The 24,909-nt window shown below is 37.2% G+C and carries 21 protein-coding genes and 4 pseudogenes; 3 read left to right on the top strand and 22 right to left on the bottom strand.

The annotated features are described in order from the left end of the window. From buk to ACEWFJ_RS07775, 4 genes and pseudogenes are all read right to left on the bottom strand, one after another. Positions 1 to 1,104 carry a butyrate kinase gene (gene buk, locus ACEWFJ_RS07790; protein ID WP_473691409.1) on the bottom strand — a complete coding sequence of 368 codons (1,104 nt, stop codon included), beginning with the start codon at positions 1,102 to 1,104 and terminating at the stop codon, positions 1 to 3. An 87-nt stretch (positions 1,105 to 1,191) separates the two neighbouring features. Beyond that, complete coding sequence (locus ACEWFJ_RS07785) at positions 1,192 to 2,292, bottom strand: leucine dehydrogenase (protein WP_473691407.1); 1,101 nt, start codon at positions 2,290 to 2,292, stop codon at positions 1,192 to 1,194. Positions 2,293 to 2,396: 104 nt separating this feature from the next. After that, complete coding sequence (yqiS, locus tag ACEWFJ_RS07780; RefSeq protein ID WP_473691405.1) at positions 2,397 to 3,296, bottom strand: phosphate butyryltransferase; 900 nt, start codon at positions 3,294 to 3,296, stop codon at positions 2,397 to 2,399. A 195-nt stretch (positions 3,297 to 3,491) separates the two neighbouring features. Continuing rightward, a pseudogene (locus ACEWFJ_RS07775) lies at positions 3,492 to 5,562 on the bottom strand (sigma-54 interaction domain-containing protein). A gap of 138 nt (positions 5,563 to 5,700) precedes the next feature. On the opposite strand from ACEWFJ_RS07775, the gene ACEWFJ_RS07770 reads away from it, so the two are divergent. Beyond that, complete coding sequence (locus ACEWFJ_RS07770; protein WP_473691403.1) at positions 5,701 to 5,934, top strand: DUF2627 domain-containing protein; 234 nt, start codon at positions 5,701 to 5,703, stop codon at positions 5,932 to 5,934. A 226-nt stretch (positions 5,935 to 6,160) separates the two neighbouring features. Here ACEWFJ_RS07770 and ACEWFJ_RS07765 read toward each other — a convergent pair whose 3' ends face one another. After that, entirely contained in the window at positions 6,161 to 6,889 is a 729-nt protein-coding gene (locus ACEWFJ_RS07765) for a glycerophosphodiester phosphodiesterase (protein WP_473691401.1), read from the bottom strand. 143 nt (positions 6,890 to 7,032) lie between these two features. On the opposite strand from ACEWFJ_RS07765, the gene ACEWFJ_RS07760 reads away from it, so the two are divergent. Continuing rightward, the gene (locus tag ACEWFJ_RS07760) at positions 7,033 to 7,179 is read left to right on the top strand and encodes a YycC family protein (RefSeq protein ID WP_098310593.1); all 147 of its coding nucleotides are present in this window, start codon (positions 7,033 to 7,035) and stop codon (positions 7,177 to 7,179) included. Positions 7,180 to 7,537: 358 nt separating this feature from the next. Here the strand turns inward: ACEWFJ_RS07760 and spo0A are convergent, their stop codons facing one another. From spo0A to accB, 14 genes and pseudogenes are all read right to left on the bottom strand, one after another. Beyond that, on the bottom strand, positions 7,538 to 8,332 hold the full coding sequence (spo0A, locus tag ACEWFJ_RS07755) for a sporulation transcription factor Spo0A (protein ID WP_473691399.1): 795 nt from the start codon (positions 8,330 to 8,332) through the stop codon (positions 7,538 to 7,540). A gap of 435 nt (positions 8,333 to 8,767) precedes the next feature. Continuing rightward, positions 8,768 to 10,068 (bottom strand): annotated as a pseudogene (gene spoIVB, locus ACEWFJ_RS07750) (SpoIVB peptidase). Positions 10,069 to 10,187: 119 nt separating this feature from the next. Continuing rightward, positions 10,188 to 11,925, bottom strand: a pseudogene (gene recN / locus ACEWFJ_RS07745) (DNA repair protein RecN). 332 nt (positions 11,926 to 12,257) lie between these two features. Beyond that, positions 12,258 to 12,707 (bottom strand): arginine repressor ArgR, encoded by a 450-nt coding sequence (gene argR / locus ACEWFJ_RS07740; protein ID WP_098307617.1) that lies wholly within the window; start codon positions 12,705 to 12,707, stop codon positions 12,258 to 12,260. A 155-nt stretch (positions 12,708 to 12,862) separates the two neighbouring features. After that, positions 12,863 to 13,702, bottom strand: coding sequence for a TlyA family RNA methyltransferase (locus ACEWFJ_RS07735; protein ID WP_253630383.1), 840 nt, complete (start codon positions 13,700 to 13,702; stop codon positions 12,863 to 12,865). Positions 13,703 to 13,705: 3 nt separating this feature from the next. Further along, positions 13,706 to 15,598 carry a 1-deoxy-D-xylulose-5-phosphate synthase gene (dxs, locus tag ACEWFJ_RS07730; RefSeq protein WP_253630384.1) on the bottom strand — a complete coding sequence of 631 codons (1,893 nt, stop codon included), beginning with the start codon at positions 15,596 to 15,598 and terminating at the stop codon, positions 13,706 to 13,708. 262 nt (positions 15,599 to 15,860) lie between these two features. After that, on the bottom strand, positions 15,861 to 16,754 hold the full coding sequence (locus tag ACEWFJ_RS07725) for a polyprenyl synthetase family protein (RefSeq protein WP_429719748.1): 894 nt from the start codon (positions 16,752 to 16,754) through the stop codon (positions 15,861 to 15,863). Next, on the bottom strand, positions 16,754 to 16,984 hold the full coding sequence (locus ACEWFJ_RS07720) for an exodeoxyribonuclease VII small subunit (RefSeq protein WP_098307625.1): 231 nt from the start codon (positions 16,982 to 16,984) through the stop codon (positions 16,754 to 16,756). The genes ACEWFJ_RS07725 and ACEWFJ_RS07720 overlap by 1 nt, the downstream gene beginning before the upstream one ends. Further along, positions 16,974 to 18,332: an exodeoxyribonuclease VII large subunit gene (gene xseA, locus ACEWFJ_RS07715; protein ID WP_473691396.1), complete on the bottom strand. Its 1,359-nt coding sequence runs from the start codon at positions 18,330 to 18,332 to the stop codon at positions 16,974 to 16,976. Before xseA ends, ACEWFJ_RS07720 begins: the two co-directional genes overlap by 11 nt. Positions 18,333 to 18,359: 27 nt before the next feature. Next, the gene (folD, locus tag ACEWFJ_RS07710; RefSeq protein ID WP_473691394.1) at positions 18,360 to 19,220 is read right to left on the bottom strand and encodes a bifunctional methylenetetrahydrofolate dehydrogenase/methenyltetrahydrofolate cyclohydrolase FolD; all 861 of its coding nucleotides are present in this window, start codon (positions 19,218 to 19,220) and stop codon (positions 18,360 to 18,362) included. A 181-nt stretch (positions 19,221 to 19,401) separates the two neighbouring features. Then, complete coding sequence (gene nusB, locus ACEWFJ_RS07705; RefSeq protein WP_473691392.1) at positions 19,402 to 19,785, bottom strand: transcription antitermination factor NusB; 384 nt, start codon at positions 19,783 to 19,785, stop codon at positions 19,402 to 19,404. 346 nt (positions 19,786 to 20,131) lie between these two features. Further along, the gene (locus ACEWFJ_RS07700) at positions 20,132 to 20,524 is read right to left on the bottom strand and encodes an Asp23/Gls24 family envelope stress response protein (protein ID WP_473691390.1); all 393 of its coding nucleotides are present in this window, start codon (positions 20,522 to 20,524) and stop codon (positions 20,132 to 20,134) included. 22 nt (positions 20,525 to 20,546) lie between these two features. Then, on the bottom strand, positions 20,547 to 21,899 hold the full coding sequence (gene accC, locus ACEWFJ_RS07695; RefSeq protein ID WP_098307635.1) for an acetyl-CoA carboxylase biotin carboxylase subunit: 1,353 nt from the start codon (positions 21,897 to 21,899) through the stop codon (positions 20,547 to 20,549). A gap of 17 nt (positions 21,900 to 21,916) precedes the next feature. Beyond that, positions 21,917 to 22,399, bottom strand: a complete 483-nt coding sequence (accB, locus tag ACEWFJ_RS07690) for an acetyl-CoA carboxylase biotin carboxyl carrier protein (RefSeq protein ID WP_473691388.1) — start codon at positions 22,397 to 22,399, stop codon at positions 21,917 to 21,919. A 458-nt stretch (positions 22,400 to 22,857) separates the two neighbouring features. Between accB and ACEWFJ_RS07685 the strand changes: the two genes are divergently transcribed. Then, entirely contained in the window at positions 22,858 to 23,031 is a 174-nt protein-coding gene (locus tag ACEWFJ_RS07685; protein ID WP_429708700.1) for a DNA recombination protein RecO, read from the top strand. 42 nt (positions 23,032 to 23,073) lie between these two features. On the opposite strand, the gene ACEWFJ_RS07680 is transcribed toward ACEWFJ_RS07685, so the two are convergent. From ACEWFJ_RS07680 to spoIIIAF, 3 genes and pseudogenes are all read right to left on the bottom strand, one after another. After that, complete coding sequence (locus ACEWFJ_RS07680) at positions 23,074 to 23,631, bottom strand: SpoIIIAH-like family protein (protein WP_473691386.1); 558 nt, start codon at positions 23,629 to 23,631, stop codon at positions 23,074 to 23,076. A 12-nt stretch (positions 23,632 to 23,643) separates the two neighbouring features. Then, complete coding sequence (gene spoIIIAG / locus ACEWFJ_RS07675) at positions 23,644 to 24,288, bottom strand: stage III sporulation protein AG (RefSeq protein ID WP_473691384.1); 645 nt, start codon at positions 24,286 to 24,288, stop codon at positions 23,644 to 23,646. Beyond that, positions 24,278 to 24,909, bottom strand: a pseudogene (gene spoIIIAF / locus ACEWFJ_RS07670) (stage III sporulation protein AF). The gene spoIIIAG and the pseudogene spoIIIAF overlap by 11 nt, the downstream one beginning before the upstream one ends.

The following is a 24,909-nucleotide window of genomic DNA, read 5'->3' as shown; positions in this document are numbered from 1 at the left end:
TCAACCCCTAACTACGGTTTCTTTTTCCCTTACAACATACTCTTTTGCAGTTTCTTCTTCACGAAGTACACGAAGCGCACCTTCTGCTAATGCTTGTAGTTCATCTTCTCCTGGATGTACAATGACATCGGCAATCCAATGAACGCGCTCTTTAATTTCATCAACAAGGATTTTGCTATATGCAAGTCCACCAGTTAAAACAATTGCATCTACTTTCCCATGAAGAACTGCACTTGCTCCGCCAATTTCTTTTGCAACTTGATATGCCATCGCTGTATAAACAAGTGTTGCTTCTGGATCACCTTGTTCTACCATCTTTTCTACTTTAATTGCATCATTTGTACCAAGTAAGCTTACTAAGCCTCCTTGTCCAACGATTTTTTTCATCATTTCATCACGGTAATAGTCACCAGAGAAGCACATTTCTACAAGCTGACCTACCGGAACTGTTCCTGCACGTTCTGGGCTGAATGGTCCTTCTCCATTTAAACCGTTATTTACATCAATAACTTTTCCTTTTTTATGAGCACCAACTGAAATACCGCCACCCATATGTGCAATTAATAAGTTTAAATCTTCATATTTACGATCAAGTTCTTTTGCAACTTTACGAGCTACTGCTTTTTGGTTTAGCGCATGAAAAATACTTCTTCGCTCCATACCAGCTATTCCGCTAATACGGGCAATATCATCCATTTCATCTACAACTACTGGATCAACAATAAACGCTGGAATGTTAAGTCCAGAAGCGATTTCATATGCTAAAATACCTCCCAAATTGGAAGCATGATGGCCACTATAACCATTTTTTAAATCTTCTAGCATAGCTTCATTTACTGTATACGTACCGCCTTCAATTGGGCGAAGTAATCCGCCGCGTCCGCATACAGCATTTAACTTAGAAATATTAATGCCATGGGAATGAAGCACCTCTAAAATAGTTTGCTTGCGAAATTCATATTGATCAATAATACGCTTATATTTCCCAATCTGTTCTTCGTCATGACGAATTGTTTCTTCTAAAACAGGTCTTTCGTTATCAAAAACACCAATCTTCGTAGATGTACTACCAGGATTAATGACAAGAATTCGATTCACGGACAAGGCTGCTCCCTCCACCATTTATTTAGAAAGACAGTAGCAACTTCTAAATGAAGCCGCCACTGCTTTCACATTTACTTTTTCTATTAATTAGCGACGGCTTAAAATGTTATGACCGTTACTTAAAAATGTGCTGCGTGTATTTTTTAAGCTTGCGATGCGCTCTTCAGCAAGATGATCTGCCGCTACATATGTTGGCACGCCATCACGTTTTGAAATTTCGATTACTTTTGCAATCGTGTCATAAATTGCTTCTACACGTTTTAATGCACGCTCTCTATTGTATCCGTATAACTCATCCGCTACGTTAATTACGCCACCTGCGTTAATAACATAGTCTGGTGCATATACGATACCCATTTCATGAACGATATCACCATGACGATCTTCTTTTAATTGGTTATTTGCAGAACCAGCAATTACTTTCGCTTTTAATTGTGGAATTGTTTCATCATTTACTGTTGCTCCTAATGCACATGGTGCATAGATATCACATTCTACACCGTAAATTTCGTTAGGTTCAACAGCAGTTGCACCAAATTCATCTACAGCACGTTGTACAGCTTCTTTATTAATATCTGTAACGATTAATTTTGCACCTTCTGCATGCAGGTGTTTACATAGGTGATAAGCTACATTTCCTACACCTTGAACAGCAATTACTTTACCTTCTAAGCTATCTGTACCGAACGCTTCTTTTGCAGCTGCTTTCATACCAACATATACACCGTAAGCAGTTACTGGAGATGGGTTACCAGAAGAACCGAATGAAGGTGAAATACCTGTTACGAAATCTGTCTCTTCATGAATAATATCCATATCATCTACAGTTGTACCAACATCTTCTGCTGTAATGTAACGGCCATTTAAACCTTGAATGTAACGGCCTAATGCACGGAACATTGCTTCGCTCTTATCTTTACGTGGATCGCCGATAATAACTGTTTTTGCACCGCCTAAGTTTAAACCAGCCGCTGCGTTTTTATATGTCATTCCTTTTGCAAGACGAAGAGCATCTTCAATTGCTGCTTCTTCAGAATCGTATGTCCACATTCTTGTTCCGCCAAGAGCTGGTCCAAGAGTTGTATCATGAATTGCAATAATTGCTTTTAATCCTGATTCTTTATCTTGACAGAATACTACTTGCTCGTAATCGTAAGTTTCTAAGTATTTGAAAATTTCTAATGTCATTGTAATTTCCCCCTTGATATGTTTAACATTTTCGATTTTAGCCCGTTATACTGGACTCATTTCCTTAATCATTAATGAAAATAAAACATGTACTGCAAGAAAGTTTATTTAGAAGCAGTCGTAACTGCCAATGCTAATGAATACACTTTTGTTTCTGCTGAATCTGAGCGAGATGTTAACACAATCGGTGCTTTTGCTCCGGCAATAATCGCTCCTACTTTTGCATTTGCAAAGTATACAAGCGATTTATATAGTACATTTCCAGCTTCAATTGTTGGGACGAGTAAAATATCTGCTTTACCAGCTACATCACTTTGAATTCCTTTATGCTCTGCTGCAATTTGTGAAACAGCAATATCTAAAGCAAGTGGTCCATCAATGATACAATTTTTAATTTGTCCTCGACGATTCATTTGCGTTAACATTGCTGCATCAATCGTTGCTTGCATTGCTGGATTTACAACTTCCACAGCAGCGATTGGAGCTACTTTCGGTAATTCCACTCCTATTGCCTGAGCAACTTCAACTGCATTTTGTGCAATTGCCGCTTTTTGCTGCACATCTGGAGCAATATTCATCGCTACATCTGTTACAATGATAAAGCGATCATAATTAGGTACTTCAAAAGCTGCAACGTGTGATAACACACCGCCTTTACGAAGACCCCATTCTTTATTTAATACTGCTTTCAAAATGCTAGCGGTTGGAATATTCCCCTTCATAAGTACATCTGCTTCTCCGCCTCTTACAGCTTTTACTGCTAATTCAGCAGCTTCTGCATTAGATGTAGCGGAGATTACTTCAATATGTTCTGAAGGCTGTATTCCATGCTCCTGTAACATATTCATAATCGTTTCGTGATTTCCATATAGACGAAATTGAGCTAACTGTAATTGAACAGCCTTTACAACTGCTTCAATTACTTCATGATCTTCAGCTACTGCAACAGCAACCATTTTTTTCGGCTGCTCTGCTGCCTGATCAATTAAAGTTTGTAACTTCATATTTTGTAATCAACCCTTCCTCGTCGTCCCTCGCTTATATTAAAGCAAATATCGTGCCAACTTTTAAATCCCCTTTAAATATTTTTGAAAACGCATTCAAAACGTAGAAAAATCAACATTTTATAACTAAACAAAAAATTCCGTCTAATTTTGTCGCATTCTATTTACCGTGCAATTTCTTGCACGGTATGAAATTTATTGCATGCCATTTTTTGCACGTTCGTATTTTTCTAGTTTATAATATAAATTCCGAACCGAAACCCCTAATGCTTGGGCCGTTTTCGTTTTATTCCCATCAAATCTAGATAAGTACTCATGAATAATATTCCCTTCAAACTCAGCTACTAAATCATCAAGAGACTTTTCTTCTAAGTCAGGAAGTAAATTGCTCACTTTCAATTCAGATTGGTCCTCTTGATGTAACGGAGGTAAATGATGTACATCAATATACATTTCATTATAATTCATAAAAATAATTGCTCGCCCTAAAATATTTTCAAGCTCACGAACATTTCCAGGCCAATCATACGACTGCAAATACTGCACCGCTGATTCCGTTAATCCTTCGACATTGCGTCCATAATCTTGATTAATTTTTTGAATTAACCGATCAGCAATTTCAGCAATATCTTCTTTACGTTGACCGAGCGATGGAATATGAATCGGAATTTTATTTAAGCGATAATATAAATCTTCCCGAAAATCACCATCTAAAATTGCCTTTTCTAAGTTCACATGCGTTGCGGCAATAACTCGAACATTAATAGGAACCGGCTTCGTACCTCCGACCCTCACAATTTCTTTCTCTTGCAAAACACGGAGTAATTTCGCCTGTGTATTCGCAGACAGTTCTCCTATTTCATCCAAGAAAATACTTCCATTATTTGCTTCCTCAAAAAAACCACGCTTCCCTCCGCGTCGCGCGCCGGAAAATGCTCCTTCTTCGTAACCAAATAGTTCACTTTCTAATAGCGATTCGGAAATTGCTGCACAATTCACCCGAACAAACTTATTGTACTTCCGATTGCTGCCATTATGAATGGCATGCGCAAATAATTCTTTTCCAGTTCCTGACTCTCCGCGCAGTAGTACCGTCGCTGGTGTATTCGCTCCTAGTTTCGCTTGTTCAATTGCCGCTATAATCTCTTCTGACGTTCCAACAATATCATCGAATGAATATTTCGCCTCCAACGTACGAATAATTTGTCTCGCCCTATTTAATTCATTTGTTAACTTTTGAATTTCGGATACATCACGAATCACGCCAACGCTTCCCTTTAAAATCCCATCAACAATAACCGGGGCTACGTTTACAATAACATCTCTCTTTTTTGACCAATCTTCATGTGAATACCACGCACTGCTCTGCGTGTCCGGAGCACTTTCATATGCATACTTTCTCCTTCTACAATATCCGTTGTCGCCGGTTTACCAATAATATCCTCTTCAGAAAGACCTGTTAATTTTGTATAGGCTGGATTAATAACAAGCCCTCGTCCTTGTTCATCAACAACGGAAATCGCTTCTTCAGAAGAATGAATAATTGCTTCTAGCAGCGTTTGAATTTCTTTTAAATTCGTCACTTCTTCAGCCAAATTTACAATTTCGGTAATATCTTTAAAAACCGCAAACGCCCCTTGCACTTCTCCAATTTCATTTAAAATTGGAATGCGCGTTGAAATAATTTTCTTTCCATTATGTAATGTTAATTCTTGATTAATCTCAATTTGTTTCGTACGAACAATACGAAGTAACTTACTTGTTGGAATTACTTCTAAAATGTACTTATTAACAACATCTTCGCTTTTATAGCCTATCATTCTTTCCGCACTTTTATTGAATAATAGTACATTCCCATCTTTATTAACAACAATCATACCATCGTGCGTTGAATTTAAAATCAGGTCACGCTGCTGCGTTTGTTCTTTTAACTGCCCAATTAACATTTCTTTTTCATGCGCAAGCTTAACAACAATATTCGCAACGTCACCCGGGACAAGCAGTGCATCTTCTTTTTCTTCACTAAAACCTTTTCATACACACTGTAGTCACCTGTCATATCAAAGATGACATCAATATCCTCTCGTATAAACGCTTCCCAATCACTTCCTGTAGAAATATAAAGACCCTTTGCAAGTTGTATACCTTTTGCCTTTTCATCAATATCCACAATCGCAACCACTTCAAATATATTCGATTTTTGCAGCAGACCTAGAATCGCACTACCCCCAGCACCCGCTCCAATAATTAATGCTCTTTGTCTCATATGCCACCAATCCTTCCGCAGCACCTCTGCAAAATTTTTCACACCTCTATCTTACTTGTTCCGAAACCTCTTGACAAACGAATACAAATTATAACATCATTTTGTATATACTAAATTGTCTGAAAAGGAGTTTTCCACATGCAGCGTTACCTCGCTCTTTTTTTAGCAGTTATCCCTATTTCACTAGCTGTGCTAGGTATTAAACTGATGAGAGATACTGTCTTCGGTATTCTTTTCTCTCCAATCCCTGTATTATGGTTACAATTTTTAATTGGAGCACTCTGCTTTGCGATTGGTTTTTATATTTTTGGCGGATTCGTTTTATATCGTGACCGAAAACGAAATAAAGTACAAGCTCGCTTTCGAAGATAAAGTGAAACTTCTATCAGTGGGGTTTTCTTCATCCCCCCACTGATAGTTAGTTGAACCAATTGGGCTTTTACGGGCAGCCATCCCACACCTATCTTCTTCGCTTCTCTCTCCATCTTGAGGTGGGGGGCTTACTGTTTGCGAATAACCGAATAGAATTCTTCACCTTGAAATATTCCACAATATCAAACGTTCATACGAAAAATGAGACCTTCTCTGAAGAAAGGTCTCATTTTCCACTTTGTAATAGCTTTTTCACACGCTCTGGATAGTCTGTAATAATAGCGGTCACATTCATCCTCAAAAACTTTCTCATCACTTCTTCATCATTAATCGTATATAGACGCACCGCTACACCATTTATCATCGTTAATTCTATAATCCCATCCGAAATATAACGATAGTTCGGATGAATAGCACTGGCTCCCATCTTTTTCGCATAAGCCCACGGACTATGCAGCCCTTCTTTATATAAAATTGCTGTTTCAATATCAGGAGCCATCATATGACACTTCTTCATACTATAATGATTAAAAGAAGATAGAATAATTCGCTCCTCCATATTATATTTTCGAACGAGCGTAATCACCTCTTCTTCTAACCCTCGATACGGCACCTTATTATTCTTTAATTCGATATTAAGAAAAAGGTTGTTTGTTTCTAGCCATTCTAACACATCTTCTAATAAAGGAATACGGCACGCACCGACCTTATCATAAAATGTATAACTGGCATCTAACGAACGCAAATCTTCATATAAATAATTCCGAACTGCACCTTTTCCATTCGTCGTTCGATTTACTGTTTCATCATGAATAACAACAATTTTTCTATCTTTTGTGAACTGAACATCCAATTCAATTCCATCCGCTCCGAACTGCTCCGCCGCTTGAAAAGAAACCATTGTATTTTCTGGGTATGTTCCCGCAGCCCCGCGATGTCCAAAAATAAGCGTCATCTTCTCACCTCAAATCTTATCTACTCTAACTGCTAGTAAGAAATCATTGCAGGTTACAAACCTTACGAGCTACTACCATTAGCGAATCTCCCGCCAATGGCGACTTCTCTTTATGTTATACTATACAAAAAGGAGGTACTTTTATGAAACCATTACAACTTTCACCAGACACAGCTATTAAGTTATCTGAAGCTCTCGGTGTTCCACTTGAACAGCTTATGCATATGCCTCAGCATATTTTAATTCAAAAACTTGTTGAATTAGAAAAACAAAATAAAGATACAGAATAGACAGTCCTGTTATGCACAGGACTTTTCTTATGAAGTGAAACTTCTATCAGTGGGGGTTTTCTTCATCCCCTACTGATGGTTAGTTGAACCAATCAGACACATGCCAACAGTTATCCCCCACCTGTCTTCTTCGCTTTTTCTGAATCTTGAGGTAGGGGCTTACTATCCGTTAATACGGGATAAAATTTCAACCCACTGAAACAATAAAAATGAACATTCCTTTCATGATGGTTATCTAAAACTACCATAAAAGGAATGTTCATCGATTTGTATATCAATGATTTATTGATTAAAAAAGAAATTTATTGCTGAACTTACTTTTATAAACAAAACCGCTTCATCTATTGATATCGTTAATTCAACTTGCCTTATGCTCAAGCCTTAATTTATCTGCAACCATCGCGATGAATTCACTGTTCGTAGGTTTCGCTTTTGACATGGAGACAGTATAACCAAATAAAGAAGAAATAGATTCAATATTCCCTCGGCTCCATGCAACTTCAATCGCATGACGGATTGCACGTTCTACACGGCTTGCCGTTGTATTATATTTCTTTGCGATATCTGGATATAGTACTTTTGTAATTGACCCAAGCAACTCAATGTCGTTATATACCATTGAGATCGCCTCGCGCAAATACATATACCCTTTAATATGAGCTGGTACACCAATTTCATGAATGATACTTGTAATGCTCGCATCTAAATTTTTCGGTTTTCCATCAGACGTTGTTACAGAACGAAAAGCTGATAGTGGACGTTTAATTGTAGCGCTTGATTTTCCACTCACTTGACGAATGTGACTTGTTAAGTTTTCCATATCAAATGGTTTTAATATAAAATATGATGCACCTAAATCAACAGCTTTTTTTGTCACATCCTCTTGCCCAAACGCTGTTAGCATAATAACACTTGGTTGTTTGAAACGGTCAATATGACGCATTTTTTCTAACACTGCGAGTCCATCTAAATGTGGCATAATAATATCAAGGACCAGTACATCCGGTTGTCTCTCTTTTAATAAATTTAAGCACTCTTGACCATTGTAAGCTACCCCAATCACTTCCATATCATCTTGAGCGGCAACATAACTCTCTAACATAGATATAAGTTCTTTATTATCATCCACGAGACACACTTTAATTTTCTCCACAGCTTTTCCTCCCTACAAATGATTTCTCCCGACATAAAGTATTAGCTTCTAGACTACATGAATTGTTCGACAATTATGTGAAAATCCCCTTTAAAACTTTCTTAAATTCCGAAAAAATCACAAAAAAACATCTTTATCGTTCATTTCTTAGTTTTTCTTTACATATTCCATCATATGATTACAACTGAATATACATACTCTACTTTTATTTTACAACAAAAAACAACCATTGCGAAACTTTTGTAACTTTTTAACGACTTTATAAAGTGAAACTTCCTTTCATGAACGCTTTTTTGATGAAAGGTTAGTTGAACCAATCGGGCTTTTACTGGCAGTTATCCCCCACCTATCTTCTTCGCTTTTCTCTGCATCTTGAGGTGGAGGCTTACTGCCCGCGAATAGCGGGATAGATCGAAAAAAGCAAGCTGAATAAATTCAGCTTGCTTTTTTCTGATCGTTATAAATATTAATACCCGCTTCATGTAGCATCCACTCAATATGAACTCCATATCCGGATGTTGGGTCATTGACAAATACGTGTGTTACAGCTCCAACTAATTTCCCATCTTGTACAATAGGACTACCACTCATTCCTTGTACAATTCCACCTGTTTTTTCTAATAGACGTTTATCTGTAATCTTAACAACCATCCCTTTTGTTGCAGGGAATTTTTGCGGAACTGTACTTACGATTTCTATATCGAATGCTTCCACTTTATCTTGATCAATAACCGTTAAAATTTTGGCAGGTCCCTCTTTTACTTGATAAGAAAGAGCAATTGGAATTGCTTCATCCATAATTCCATTTTTCATTCCTGTATTTAACTTACCGAAAATACCAAATGGACTATTCGTTGTAATATTACCAATAATTTCATGATCTGGTGAAAATCTTGCTAGTTTTTCACCTGGATCACCATTACTACCACGTTCAATGGATGTTACTGTCGAACGAACAATTTGTCCATCTTCAACTTGAATTGGTTTTTTTGTATCATTGTCAGAAATAACATGACCAAGTGCACCGTACTTCATTGATTCTGGATGAATAAAAGTCATTGTTCCAATACCTGCAGCTGAGTCACGAATATACAACCCAATTCGATACGACTGTTCTCCCCATCTTTTTGCGGAGTTAATTTTGTTCGAATATATTTTCCATCTCGCAATAAAACAAGATTAAGCGACTCCCCTGTTTTCCCGCTATCATGAATAAATGGTGCAATATCACTCATTCGTTCAATCGTCTTACCATTTATCTCAGTAATCATATCCCCTACTTGCACACCTGCAAGTTCACCCGGAGATACTTTTCCTTTTTCTGTTTGGATTAAATGATGGCCTACAACAAGTACCCCTTTTGCATTCAACTTTACTCCTATTGATTGCCCACCTGGAACCACCTTAAAATCTTTTAACACTTTTACATTTACTTTTTTCACCGGCAATCCTGCAAGCTCATAAACCATATCAGCTTCTCCGCTTTGATGCGGATTTACTGCAATTGTTTTTTCACCAGCATGTTGAGAAACAATTGTAAAAATCGTTTCATCTGTTGATTTTGTTTGAAATACAGGTAAAGAAGATACTTGTGAATCTTGATTTTGAAACATAACAAGTTGCTTTGGAAGTGAAATAAACTCGCGAAGCGGTTTATAACACCCAATAAAGACAAGCGAAACAAGGAGACAGATTCCTATGATTTTTCGAAATTGCTCTAATTTCAATCTTTTCACTCTCCTCGCTCCTAACCCACATTCAGCCAAGCGGCTTCACTTTTTAATCTCTCCTTGCTACCCTTTCTTTATAACCGGAAGAATTAAGAAATCATTGTTGTTACCAAAAAAGCTATCCATTATTGGATAGCCTCTGCTGCTTGTTTAAAACGATGCGCTTGCGAGAGTAACTCTCTTGCATGCTCTGTTGTTAAATCAGTTATTTCTACACCAGAGATCATGCGAGCAATTTCTGTCACTTTTTCGTCCTGACTTAGTACAGTAACAGATGTAACTGTTCGTTCATTGACAATTTGTTTACGAATAAACAAATGAGAATCTGCCATAGACGCGACTTGTGGTAAATGTGTAATACATAGCACTTGTGAATTGACGGAAACACGATAGATTTTTTCAGCAATTGCCTGCGCAACACGCCCGCTTACTCCAGTGTCTACCTCATCAAAAATAACAGAAGCAACACCTTGATGTTTAGAGAAAATACTCTTTAACGCTAATATAATACGGGATAATTCTCCTCCTGAAGCTACTTTAGAAAGCGGCTTTAACGGTTCTCCTGGATTTGTAGAAATATAAAATTCCACATAGTCATACCCATCTTGGGTCATTTTTACAGGAGCTCCTTCGACAAGAGGATCGTCAATTGTCCCTTCTTTTTCTTTATCATTACTTCAAATTTTGTTTTTTCCATGTACAGCTCTTTTAATTCTTGATGAATTGCTGTTGTTAATCGGTTCGCAAGATTATGACGCATGCCACTTAATAATTTTGCTTCTTTTACTATAAGCTGTTCTAATTCTTTTAATTTTTTCTCGTTGTTTCAATGTGTACATCTTTATTTTCAATGGTAAATATTTCTTGTTCGATTTCATCCGCATACGCTAAAATTTCTTCTACAGTATTTCCATATTTACGCTTTAACATACGAATTTCATTTAAACGCGTTTCAATTTCATCTAAACGATTAGGGTCATACTCCATCATATCTAACTTTTCACGGAGCTGATAAGCGACCTCTTCTAATAAATAATAACTATTTGCAATCGCATCATAGTTTTCTTGATATGCTATATCCAAATCAGTAATGCTCTCCATTTGATTCATTGCATTTCGTACATGATCTAAACCAGAACGGTCTTCAGTTAAAGAGCGATACGAATCACCCAACGCCTTATAAATCTTTTCGAAGTTCGAAATCTTCAATCGTTCTTCTAATAAGTTTTGCTCTTCATCTATTTTCAAGTCTGCATTTCGAATCTCTTCATGTTGAAATTGAATCAAGTCTAAACGATGTGCCATTTGTTGCTCGTTCTCTGTTAAAGAGAGCAATTGTTTTTTTAATTGCTCGTATTCTCTATAAACATTTTGATACTTTTCTAACTGAACTAAAATATGGTCCCCATCAAAATGATCAAGCATAAATAAATGACGATCTTCATTCATTAAATCTTGTGTTTCATGTTGCCCATGAATATCAACAAGCGTTTTCCCAATTTCCTTTAATACACTTAATGTAACCAGTTTTCCGTTTACGCGGCATACACTTTTCCCATTCACAGAAATATCCCGTTTTAAAATCATCATGCCATCTTCAATTTCAATATCAAGTTCTTCTGCTTTCATAACGCAAGGATGATTTTCATCCTCAATATAAAATAACCCTTCAATTTCAGCTTTATCTGTCCCATAGCGCACAAATTCCGCAGAACCGCGTCCTCCAACAAGAAGACTAATCGCATCAATAATGATGGATTTCCCTGCACCCGTTTCACCACTTAAAACAGTCAGCCCTTTTTGAAAAGAAATATTTAATGATTCAATAATAGCAAAGTTTCTAATCGATAATTCCGATAACAATGCCTCATTCACCTCGTTATCTAATTCACACTCCATACTGGAGGCTTAAACTATTCTCACATACATTCTTCTATTCATTCTTTTCTTGATGAAGAATATATTATGTAATCTGCTTCATTGTACCAAACATTTGTTTTTACGGTCAATGTAACAATATTGATATTTCGATATGGAAATGTGTATTTTTACGTGCTATTTTGGATTTTATCCCGCATTAACGGGCAGTAAAACCTCCCCCACTGATGGAAGTTTCACTTTATATTTCTTCATAACAAAAATATCTTGCTTACTTTTCACTCTTCTGAGCAATAAAGCAAACAAGATTCTTTTTGTTACAGCATATTTAAAAAGCGATTCGATACAACTCCTGTATCTTCAGGTGTACGGCAAATAATTAAACACGTATCATCACCGCAAATTGTGCCAATAATTTCATCCCATTCTAAATGATCAATAAGTGCACCAAGAGCATTTGCGTTACCCGGCAACGTCTTTAACACGAGCATATGACCAGCTGAATCTAATTTAACAAACGAATCGATAAGATTGCGTTTTAATTTTTGAAGCGGATTAAATCGTTGGTCGGCTGGTAAGCTATATTTATACCTTCCGTCATGAAGTGGCACCTTTACTAAATGTAATTCTTTAATGTCTCGTGATACTGTCGCTTGCGTTACATTAAAACCTTCATTACGCAAAATATCTACTAGTTCATCTTGTGTTTCAATTTCTTTATTCGCAATAATTTCTCGGATTTTAATATGGCGCTGCCCTTTATTCATATTTTTGCACCTCGCACTATCTCTTACCTTAGTTTTAACGTCGCTATACTTCACTTCTTTATGTTAACGTATAACTGGTTACTTGTACACCGTTGTTTTTACAATTGTGTTTACAATTCTAGCTTGCTGTATGTTAAAAAAAGGAACAACAATTGTTATTCCTCTTTTCCTTTTTGCTTCAGGGCCTCGTGAGCTTCTGTCACAACTTCCTCTACTCGAATAGGAGAATGATTTTCCCCTTGCGTACGCTCACCATACCATTTTAAATGAATTAAAAATTCAATATTTCCATCTCCGCCCGTAATTGGAGAGAATGTTAAATTTTGAACATCATAACCCTCTTCTAATGCAAAATCGACAATCATTTCTATAACCGCTTCATGCACTTTACGGTCGCGAACAATTCCCTTTTTCCCCACTTGCTCTCGCCCAGCTTCAAATTGCGGCTTAATAAGCGCTGCAACGTCACCACCAGAAGTTAACATCGTTTTCAATACAGGTAAAATTAATTTTAAAGATATGAATGATACGTCAATGCTCGCAAATTGCGGTAATCCTTGCTGCAAATCAGCAGGTGTTACATAACGGAAATTCGTCCGTTCCATTACCACAACGCGCTCGTCCTGACGCAGCTTCCATGCAAGCTGGTTATAACCTACATCTAACGCATATGATAACTTCGCTCCATTTTGCAAAGCACAATCGGTAAACCCACCAGTTGAGGAACCGATATCTAACATAACCTTATCTTGCAAATTTATTTGAAATGTTTCTAATGCCTTCTCTAATTTGTATCCACCACGGCTTACATACGGCATCACTTGTCCTTTTACTGTAAGCTCTGTATCTTGCGGTATTTTTTCACCCGGCTTATCTAAACGCATTTCATTAGCATATACAAGACCGGCCATAACAGCCCGCTTTGCTTTTTCTCTTGTTTCCACAAGTCCTCGTTCTACTAATAGTACATCTACTCTTTCTTTTTTCCCGCTCATTCGTTACGCCCTTTTTTGTTTTAATGGAATCATTGTACAAATGCGCTCAACAACTGCATCTGTTGTTAAGCCAATTTCTTCAAGAAGCTTAGATACACTGCCATGCTCGATGAAATGATCTGGAATACCCATACGCTCAATTAGTGCATTATGGTACCCATGCTCACTAGCAAATTCTAACACACCAGAACCAAATCCTCCGATTAAACACGCTTCTTCAATCGTTAAAATCGGCATATTCTTTCCTAATAACTCATGTAAATACGATTCATCCATCGGTTTGATAAAGCGAGCATTCACAACTTTTACAGATATCCCCTTTTTCTCAAGAGATTCCGCTGCCTCTAAAGCCATTGGAATTGTCGTACCAAATGTTAAAATGGCTGCTTGTGAACCTTCACGAAGTGTTTCCCATGTACCGATTGGAACTTCTTTAAACTCCTCATCCATAGGTACACCAAGCCCATTTCCACGCGGATAGCGAAGCGCAATCGGCCCATCTTCGTAATTGATGGCTGTATATACCATATGTTGACCTTCGTTTTCATCTTTCGGCATCATGAGAACGATATTCGGAAGATGGCGTAAAAATGCAATATCAAATATACCTTGATGCGTTTCTCCATCAGCTCCTACTAACCCTGCTCGATCAATCCCGAAAAAGACATTTAAATTTTGGCGGCACACATCGTGAACGACTTGATCATAACCACGTTGTAAAAACGTAGAATAAATCGCTAAAAACGGCTTCATATCTTGCGTCGCTAAACCAGCCGCCATCGTTACCGCATGTTGCTCAGCAATCCCTACATCAAACATACGATTCGGAAATTCTTTTGCAAATTTTTCAAGCTTTGATCCGACCGGCATTGCTGGCGTCACAGCAACGATACGCGGGTCATCCTTCGCTAATTTACGAACTGCTTCGCTAACAACAGAACTCCATGCCGGCGCAACTTCCTTCGGTTTCACAAAATCACCAGATTCAATTTTGTATGCTCCTGTACCATGCCAAGTTCCAATTACATCACTTTCAGCCGGTTTATAGCCTTTTCCTTTTTTCGTAATCACATGAACAAGAACAGGACCTTTCGTTTTCTTTGCATATTGAAGATTTTCAAATAAACTTTCATAATCATGACCATCAACAGGGCCTAAATATGTAAATCCTAATTCTTCAAAAAACACACCGGAAACGAGTAAATATTTCAAACTATCTTTTACTTTTTCTGCTGTTGCAGCTACTTTACCGCCTACTGCCGGAATTTTCTTCAATAAGTATTCCAGTTCATCTTTTACCCATTGATATTTCCCTGCTGTACGTAAACGTCCAAGTACGTTATGCAATGCACCAACGTTCGGTGCAATCGACATTTCATTATCATTTAAGATAACCGTCATATCTGTTTGCTCATGTCCAATATGGTTTAGTGCTTCTAGTGCCATTCCACCTGTTAACGCACCATCACCAATAATCGGAACAATATACTCTTTCGTTTTCTTTAAATCACGCGCAAGCGCCATTCCCATTGCGGCAGATAATGAAGTAGAACTATGCCCAGTTTCCCACACATCATGCTCACTTTCACAACGCTTTGGAAAACCACATAATCCTTTATATTGTCTTAATGTCCCAAAATCCTTTGCACGCCCTGTTAAAATTTTATGTACATAGGATTGATGTCCTACATCCCATAAGAATTTATCTCTTGGACTATTAAATACTTTATGCAAAGCAATTGTGAGTTCTACTACACCTAGGTTCGGAGCAATATGTCCACCTGTTTGAGAAAGCTCTTCAATTAAAAACTTTCGAATATCTTCGCTTAATGCCTCTAGTTCGCTTATAGACATATCCTTCAAAAAACTAGGATTTTGAATTTGCGTCAGATCCACAAGGATCACTCACTTTCGTTTCATAATCTGTCATCATATCAACTAGTATACAAAATACCTGTAAAACATATTTGTACTTAATTGTAGTACAAATATCAAGCATCTTCTTTATTTTTATACGATGAAAAAAGAGCCGCTAACACAAAGTGATAACGGCAATGTAATCTACATATATTTTTGCCAATAACAAGAAAAGAAAAACCTTTGTCTACATTTATACCACAAAATCCCCAATGGCTCAACAAATGAAAACGTTCTGATACTAGTGATTACGCTTTGCAATTAAATCACAAATTGTTAACAAATATTCATCTTGTAATTGTAAAGAAGAAATTGCGTCTTTTGCTTTTGCAATTGTTTCTTCTAAAATTTGCTTCGCTTCTTCTAGTGTAAACAACGTTGTATATGTACTTTTTTCATTTGTCATATCGCTTCCGACCGGTTTCCCAATTTCTTCTTCTGTTCCTTCTACATCTAAAATATCATCACGAATTTGAAAAGCAAGTCCAACATACTTCGCAAATGTAAGTAGTTTTTCTTGTTGCTCAGTCGTAGCCCCTGATAATAGCGCACCAGCTAATACTGCAAATTCTAATAAACGGCCAGTTTTATGCTTATGAATATATTCTAACTCGTGAAGCGTTAACTGTTTCCCTTCCGCTTCCATATCCGCAACTTGTCCTCCAACCATTCCTTCTGGTCCTGCTGCTTTTGCAAGTTCTAACGCAATGCGCATCTTTATTTCAGGAGTAATGTCTGTATGCTCTTGTCCTGTTACAACTTGGAATGCATATGTTAACAATCCATCACCAGCTAATACAGCCATCGCTTCACCAAATACTTTATGATTTGTCGGTTTTCCACGGCGTAAGTCATCATCATCCATACAAGGCAAATCATCATGAATTAAAGAATATGTATGAATCATTTCTAGTGCACAGGCTGTATCTATTCCTAAATCTCTATCTTTCCCAAACGCTTGTAGCGTCGCAAATAAAAGTAACGGCCGGAGACGCTTTCCGCCCGCTTCTAATGAATATGCCATCGCTTCGCGAAGCACATTCGGACATTGTAATGTATTTGCATAACGGACAAGCTGTTCTTCAACAAGTGCTTTGCTCTCTTTCATAAAAGCATCAAAAGCTATATACGCCATTATGCTTCATCTCCTAGGGCAGTAAAAGGACGAAGTTCACCGTTTTCACCAAGTATAACTGCCATTTGGTCTTGTACATCTTTCAACTTGTCATCGCAAAGCTTAGAAAGTTCCATACCTTCTTTAAAATACGAAATTGCTTCTTCAAGCGGAACATCGCCTTGTTCAAGCTTAGAAACAATTTGCTCAAGCTTTGCAATCGCTTCTTCAAAGCTCACTTTATTTTCCATCGCCTAGTTCACGCTCCTCTATTCCCCATACATTACATTCTAACACACCATCTTGAAGCTGTACTGCAACCGCATCTCCAAGATCAATTTCTTTCACGCTTTTTAACACCTGTTTTTTATTGTTATAGACAAGACCGTAGCCTCGCATCATCACTTTAAGAGGACTTAACGTTTCTAATTTCTCTACTGCTCTTGTAAAAGCAAACTCTTTCGCTTGTAGAAGAGTTTGCATCTCGCGTTGCAGTTGTTTTTGCAATGCGTCCACCATAAGCTTTGTTTGTTCAATTTTTTGCGAAGGATGATGCTTTCCTAAATAAAATGACAGCTGCTGAAGCTGATTCGCCTTCTTCTCTATGTAACGTTCTTTCGTTTGCATCAGCTTATCAATTGTACGATCCAATTGTTCTTCCTTTTGCTCATACAGTTGTTTTGGATAACGAAACGCATATGATTTTTGTAATGCTTGCAGATGCTCCTGCTTATAGTTCATCATCTCACGCATCGCTCGCGTTAACCGAAGTGTACGCTGCATCACTTTTTCTTCTAATTCGAGAATGTGAGGCGCTGCCAATTCAGCTGCCGCTGTTGGCGTTGGCGCTCTTAAATCCGCAACAAAATCAGCAATTGTAAAATCTGTTTCATGACCAACAGCAGAAATAATCGGAACTTGACTCACAAAGATTGCCCGGGCTACTGTTTCTTCATTAAACGCCCATAGTTCTTCAATTGAACCTCCGCCGCGACCAACAATTAGTACATCCATATCGTTCATTTCATTTGCTTTTTCAATAGCCTGTACAATCGAGGGAGCTGCGAACTCCCCTTGTACAAGAACTGGAAATACAATTACATTTCCAATAGGATAACGACGTGTAATCGTCGTTATAATATCCCGAATCGCCGCACCCGTTGGTGACGTAATAACACCAATTGTTGTTGGATAAGCAGGAATCGGTTGTTTATATACTTGTGAAAACAGCCCTTCCTCTTCTAAACGAGCCTTTAACTGTTCATATGCTAAATGAAGATTCCCTACTCCATCTGGCTGCATATCATGAACATAAATTTGGTATGAACCACTTGCTTCATAAACAGAGATTTTCCCTTTTACAAGCACTGTCATCCCGTCTTCTGGTCTAAATTTCATATTACGATTATGACTTGCAAACATGACCGCAGCAATTCTTGCATTTTCATCTTTTAATGTGAAATACATATGACCGCGGCTATGATATTTAAAATTTGAAATTTCTCCTTTTAACCAAACAGACTGTAAATGAGGATCATACTCTATTTTTGTTTTCATATAACGAGTTAATGCTGTAACGGTTAAATATTGCTTTTCCATCTTTCTCTCCTCATAGCCGCTTTGCAATTACTTACAAACAACACCTGCGCGCTCTGCAGATAGTACCGTATTTTCTAGTAGCATTGTAATTGTCATTGGACCTACGCCTTTTGGTACTGGGGTAATATAGCCTGCAACGTTTAATACATCATCAAAGTCAACATCACCGCACAACTTCCCTGTGTCTAAGCGGTTTACTCCGACATCGATTACAACTGCGCCTTCTTTTACATAATCAGCTGTTACCATTTTTGCTCTTCCAACTGCAACAATTAAAATATCAGCTAGCTTCGTTAATTCTTTTATATTCGCTGTTTTTGAATGACAATAAGTAACTGTCGCATTTTCGTTTAAAAACAGTTGTCCTACTGGTTTTCCAACAATATTGCTTCGTCCAATAACAACAACGTGTTTCCCTGTAATATCAAGGTTTGTTTCTTTTACTAATTCTAAAATGCCGTGCGGTGTACATGGAAGGAACGTATCTTGTCCTGTCATCATACGACCGATACTAATTGGGTGGAAACCATCTACATCTTTCTCAGGAGAAATTTTTTCAATGATAGCCTTTTCTTCAATGTGATTTGGCAAAGGTAATTGCACTAAAATACCGTGAATACGATCATCGTTATTTAAACGTTCGATTTCTGCTAATAAACGATCTTGTGTAATTGTATTAGGAAATGTAATTAATTCAGAATAAATGCCAACTTGTTCGCATCCTTTTTCTTTCCCCTTTACATACGAATGAGAAGCTGGATCATCCCCAACTAAAATCACAGCTAGTCCTGGTACAATTCCTTGTTCTTTTAGTTCTGTAACTTTCTCTTTTAACTGTGCTCGCTTTTTCTCTGCAACTTCATTTCCTTTGATGATTACTGCTACCATGTTAAAATTCCCCCTTAAAAAATTACAAAGCTACTTTTCTTCTACCCCGCTCTAACGAGCAGTAGGGCCCTCACCTTAAAGATTTGAAAAATCAAAGAAGATAGGTGAGGGTTAACTGCTCGTAAAAGCTTAATTAGTTTTACTAATCATCTGTGGGGTGAAGCTCCCCGCAGATGAGAGTTTACTTTATACTAGATAAAACGCCGTTAATAAAACGACGAGATTCGTCGTCCCCATATGCTTTTGCAATTTCAATTGCCTCATTAATAGATACGCTATACGGAATATCTTCCATATATTTCATTTCATACACAGCAAGTCGTAAAATACTGCGATCAACAATGCTAATGCGCTCTAATTTCCACTTTTTTAAATTTTGACGAATAAGCTCATCGATTACTTCTTTATGCTCTACACACCCGAAGACAAGTGTTTCTAAAAATTCATTTGTACTTTCGCCTTCTTCAAGTGTATTTTCTACTGCAGCCTTCGAATTATATTCTCCGGTAATATCCATTTGATAGAGTGCTTGCATTGCTCTTTCTCTAGCCGTCCTACGTTTCATTATAACTCTCCTTTATACTTCAAGTCTTCCTTATGTTTTGTTATATTATTATAATTTATAAGCCGTCGAATTACTTACTCTTTATAATTTCCGCTGAGTTTTCAACCTTATAATACAATGATAATACCACAATTTATCGTTTCATACACGAGTTCCCTAACGGAAAAATAATAAAAAGATTAACTCCAAGTTCCATATCATACCACAATGTACGTTTTTTTCAAAAATACGTATTTACCCTTATATTTTTTTCATTTTTTTGAATAATATAATGTTTCTGGAACTTGAATAGAGGTATACAAAACGATAAAAAAAGGTGCCTGTATAACGAGGCACCTTTTTAGTATTACACTGGCTCAATTTCTGTCCTTGGTGTCTCAAATGTTACACCAACGATATGCACGTTTACTTCTTTCGGTTCAAGGCCTGTCATTGTAAGAAGCGCTTGACGAATATTATCTTGAATGTTTTGTGCAACAACTGGAATTGCTACACCAAAATACATTAATACATAAACATCAACGATAATGTCATCGTTTGCTAACTCTACTTTTACGCCCTTTCCGTGATTTTTCTTCCCTAACTTCTCAACAACATCTGTTGCAAAATTACCACGCATTGCTGCTACACCTTCTACTTCAGAAGCAGCAATACCTGCAATTACTTCAATTACTTCCGGTGCGATTTCTACTTTACCAAGAGTTGTGTCTTGCCCCATGTCTAACATATGATCAGCCATGAAAAAACCTCCTTTAAATGTATCAGTGCGCCGTTAAATCATGCTGTTCTAGAAACTTAGTGTTAAATTCACCTTGTACAAACTCAGGATGGTCAAGAAGTTGTAAATGAAACGGAATCGTCGTATGTACACCTTCAATGACGAATTCACTTAGCGCTCGCTTCATTTTTGCAATTGCTTCTTCACGTGTTTTTCCGTAAACAATAAGCTTTGCAACCATCGAATCGTAATAAGGCGGAATCGTATACCCAGGATATACAGCTGAATCGACGCGAATACCAAATCCTCCTGGCGGTAAATACATTTCTACCTTCCCTGGAGATGGCATAAAGTTTTTGGCAGGGTTTTCCGCATTAATTCGGCACTCAATTGCCCAACCGTTAAATTGTACTTCTTCTTGCTGCAGCGATAACTGCTCTCCTGACGCAACACGAATCTGCTCTTTAATAAGATCTACTCCCGTTACCATTTCAGTTACAGGATGTTCGACTTGAATCCGTGTATTCATTTCCATAAAATAGAAACTTTTCGTTTTATATTCGTAAATAAATTCAACTGTGCCGGCACCTGTATAATCTACTGCTGCCGCTGCTTTTACTGCTGCCTCTCCCATTTGTTGACGAATGGTAGCATCTAAAGCTGGAGAAGGCGACTCTTCTAGCAGCTTTTGCAAACGACGCTGAATTGTACAATCACGCTCTCCTAAATGAATGACATTACCATGATTATCTGCCATCACTTGAATTTCGACATGACGGAAATCTTCAATGTACTTTTCTAAATATACACCAGGGTTTCCAAAAGCGGTACTTGCCTCTTGCTGTGTAATTTGAATCCCTTTCACAAGCTCTTCTTCAGTGCGCGCAACGCGAATACCCTTGCCGCCGCCGCCCGCTGTTGCTTTAATAATAACAGGATATCCAATTTTCTCTGCGAGTGCTACAGCTTCTTCGGTATTTTTAATGATTCCTTGTGAACCCGGTACAATCGGAACCCCTGCTTCTTTCATTGTATCACGTGCAACGTCTTTTGTGCCCATTTTTGAAATAGCTTCTGGACTTGGACCGATAAAAATCAAATTACATTCACGACAAAGCTCTGCAAAATCAGCATTTTCTGCTAAAAATCCATATCCAGGGTGAATTGCATCACAGCCTGTTAATTTCGCAACACTAATAATGTTCGTTAAGTTTAAATAGCTCTCCTTTGATACAGTTGGACCAACGCAGTATGCTTCATCTGCCACTTGTACATGAAGCGCTTCTTTATCTGCCTCAGAATAAATTGCAACTGTTTCAATATTCATTTCTTTACAAGCACGAATAATTCGTACAGCAATTTCCCCGCGGTTCGCAATTAATACTTTTTTAATCATAACTCAAGACTCCCTTATTATGCTTTTACAAGAAATAGCGGTTGTCCATATTCAACAAGCTGACCGTTATTCACAAGGATTTCAACGATTTCTCCATTTACTTCTGCTTCAATTTCATTAAAGAGTTTCATTGCCTCTACAATACAAACAATTTTCCCTTCTGATACGCGATCTCCTACATTTACATATGCAGGCGTATCTGGTGATGGAGATCCATAGAACGTTCCAACCATTGGAGAAGTAATCTTTTGTAAGTTCTCCTCTTGTACTGCTGGTTTCTCCTCTTGTTTTGGCGTTTCAGCTTGAGCTGGCGCAGCAACCACTTCTGTTGCTATAGCTTGTACAGGTTTCTGCGCTGCAGGAGCAGGTTGCACAGCAACTACTTCATTACCACGCTTTTTCATCTTAATTGTAGTACCATCTTTTTTGTATTCAAATTCATCAATATTAGAATCATCAATCAACTTAATCAATTCACGAACTTCCTGAATTTTAAACATGTAAAATCCACTCCTATATACTTGTTTGTCCTGCTGCAACAGCTTGGCTGCTTCTACAAACCATCAGTTATAAACGCCACTGATGAAAGTTTCACTAAATCCTGCTATAACAGCCAATAATAAGTTACTTCACATACTCTTAATAAAAAAATACTATGAAGCTTCATACTATATATATCTTACGATAAATATTTTCAACATTCCAATTTATTTTTCTTTATGATAAATAAAATCTTCTGTGAAAATAACAGTATGGTATATTTTATCACCTAGTAATAATACCAAGTTTCACTCAAAATTGGCAAGACCACTTCTAAAAAAACAACGTATTCTTCCTTATTATGTAAGTTTATATATTTTTTACTAAATATTCAAAGTTTATTTACCTCCACTTCATATCCCCTTCATATAAAAGGAGTATCGTCAAAGTAGAATCATATACAGTGAGGTGTGGAAACGTGAACATTTGGCTTATTCTCTTTCTACCAACTGTTATTATTTGGGGTGTAGCTCTCGCTATTCAAATGAAATGCGGACAAAGTAATCACCTTCATCAAGAACCAATGATTTTTTACTCACAACAAATTTCTCCTATAAAAGTGAAAGAAACCGAACTACGATTGCTAGACTAACTTCTAGTAAACAAAAAAAGCTATCGAAAAATCGATAGCTTTTTACTTTGCTATTTCAAATCGAACATCTGCCATTAAGCCCGTTTCACTTTTTACAAGCTGCATAATTTTATTTGCTTCTTTTGCAGAGAGCTTCGCTGCTTGCACTGTCACTTTAATGTCATTTCCATCTGCACGTACAAGTGCGTCTTTATAGCTACCTTCTGTTTTAATTAATGTTTCTAATAACGTTTCTTTGGCTGCTAAATCACTTAATGCATTAAATTCATCTTTTGCTTTACTTCTCTCTTCAGCAGAAGCGTTTGTTGAGTTCATTACATCTTGCAATTTTTCTTTCATTTCACTGCGCTGATCCTCCATTTTCAAACGTAGTGCTGTGAAACTATCATCACTAGCAGAATGACTAGATACATTACCTTCTTTTTTACTTGTTTCTTTTTTGTTTGTTTCCTTTTCAGGTCCTTGCTTCTCTTTCGTTACTTCTTCAAGAGATGTTGTAACAACCTTACTTTTATTATCTGGCGTCATTACATAGTATACCGAAAGAACAACAACTAAACTTAACATCGTTAATAACCAAACTGTTTGTTTTTTTAGCACTTTATTTCCTCCCTAATTCTTTTTTGGTAAGACAGATACACGGTGACTCGGAACCTCTAGCATACGTGTAACAGCTTCTATCACCATCTGTTTCACTTGTAAATTATCTACTCCTTTTGCAACAACAAGAACACCGCGAACTTTCGGCTTATTTTCTCGGAGTACAATTGGGGCTTCTTTATCCCCTTGGCGTACAATCACTGTTTTTTCGTCAATCGATTCATCTTCAACTTTCCGCTTTCCACCTTCTTTATCTGTTTCATCTGTGCCTTGCGATCGCTTCACTGTATTTTTATCGAGTATTTTTTCTTCAGATGAATCAAGATTAATTTCAATTGTTACATCTTTAACGCCCGCAACACTTTCTAAAGCTTCTTTTAATTGTTGTTCATATTCTTTTTCATATTTATCAATGATAGATTTGTTATCGCTGCCTTTTTGCCCAAACGTCGGGACATCTTTTACTTGCTCTTGTCCGGTTTGTGATTTGAGAACAGGTACTTCTGGTTTTTTTGCTTGAAAGAGATTACTAGAAAACATAAGGAGCACACCGAGTATGAGTAAGATGATTAAAAACTTGGATGTTATTTTTTTCTCTTTCTCGTCTTTTTCATTTCCTTTAAAAAATTTGAGAAGAAATTGAAATTTATTGTTCATTTACTCTCCCTATCCCCCTTCCATCTGTACTTTAATTTTGCTCTCTTCTAATTGCCATTTGTTTGAGAAAAATTGTTTCATTTCGACTGTGTTTTGTTCTGATGTCTTTCGAGGTTCCTTCGAATTAATTTCTACCTTTTGAATTGTTTCAATAGCTCCTTCTCGATTGCGTTCATTTTTTTGAAGCGTTACGACAACAGACTGAATATCTTGCTGAGATTTCACTTCCTTTTTGTCCTCTGGTACTTTTATCTGCAAACTCATAACGGCCATGCCATATTGTTCTTCCAGTTCTTTTCCAACTTGTTTTTTCATTTGGACAGCCATCTGTTCTAAAATATATGCACGTTGTGAGGCTTGTATTTCTTTTTTCTTTGTATCAATTTGATTTTCTACTAATCCATCGGCTGCATACTTGTCTTGACTAACGTTTGCAATTACATCTTGAATGTCCGTTTGTAACAATTTAAATAAGGGCGTTAAGATTAAAACAACTAGAAGCAAACTAACAACAAATTTGACATACTTTTGTAATTTTGAATTAGGAAGTAACATATGAAGCATCGTCGCTAATAGTAGAAACACAATAATATTCCGAATCCACTCTACTACAAATTGCAA

Source organism: Bacillus sp. EA-CB0995, assembly GCF_055814245.1.
This window is presented reverse-complemented; position numbering and strand designations above follow the sequence as displayed.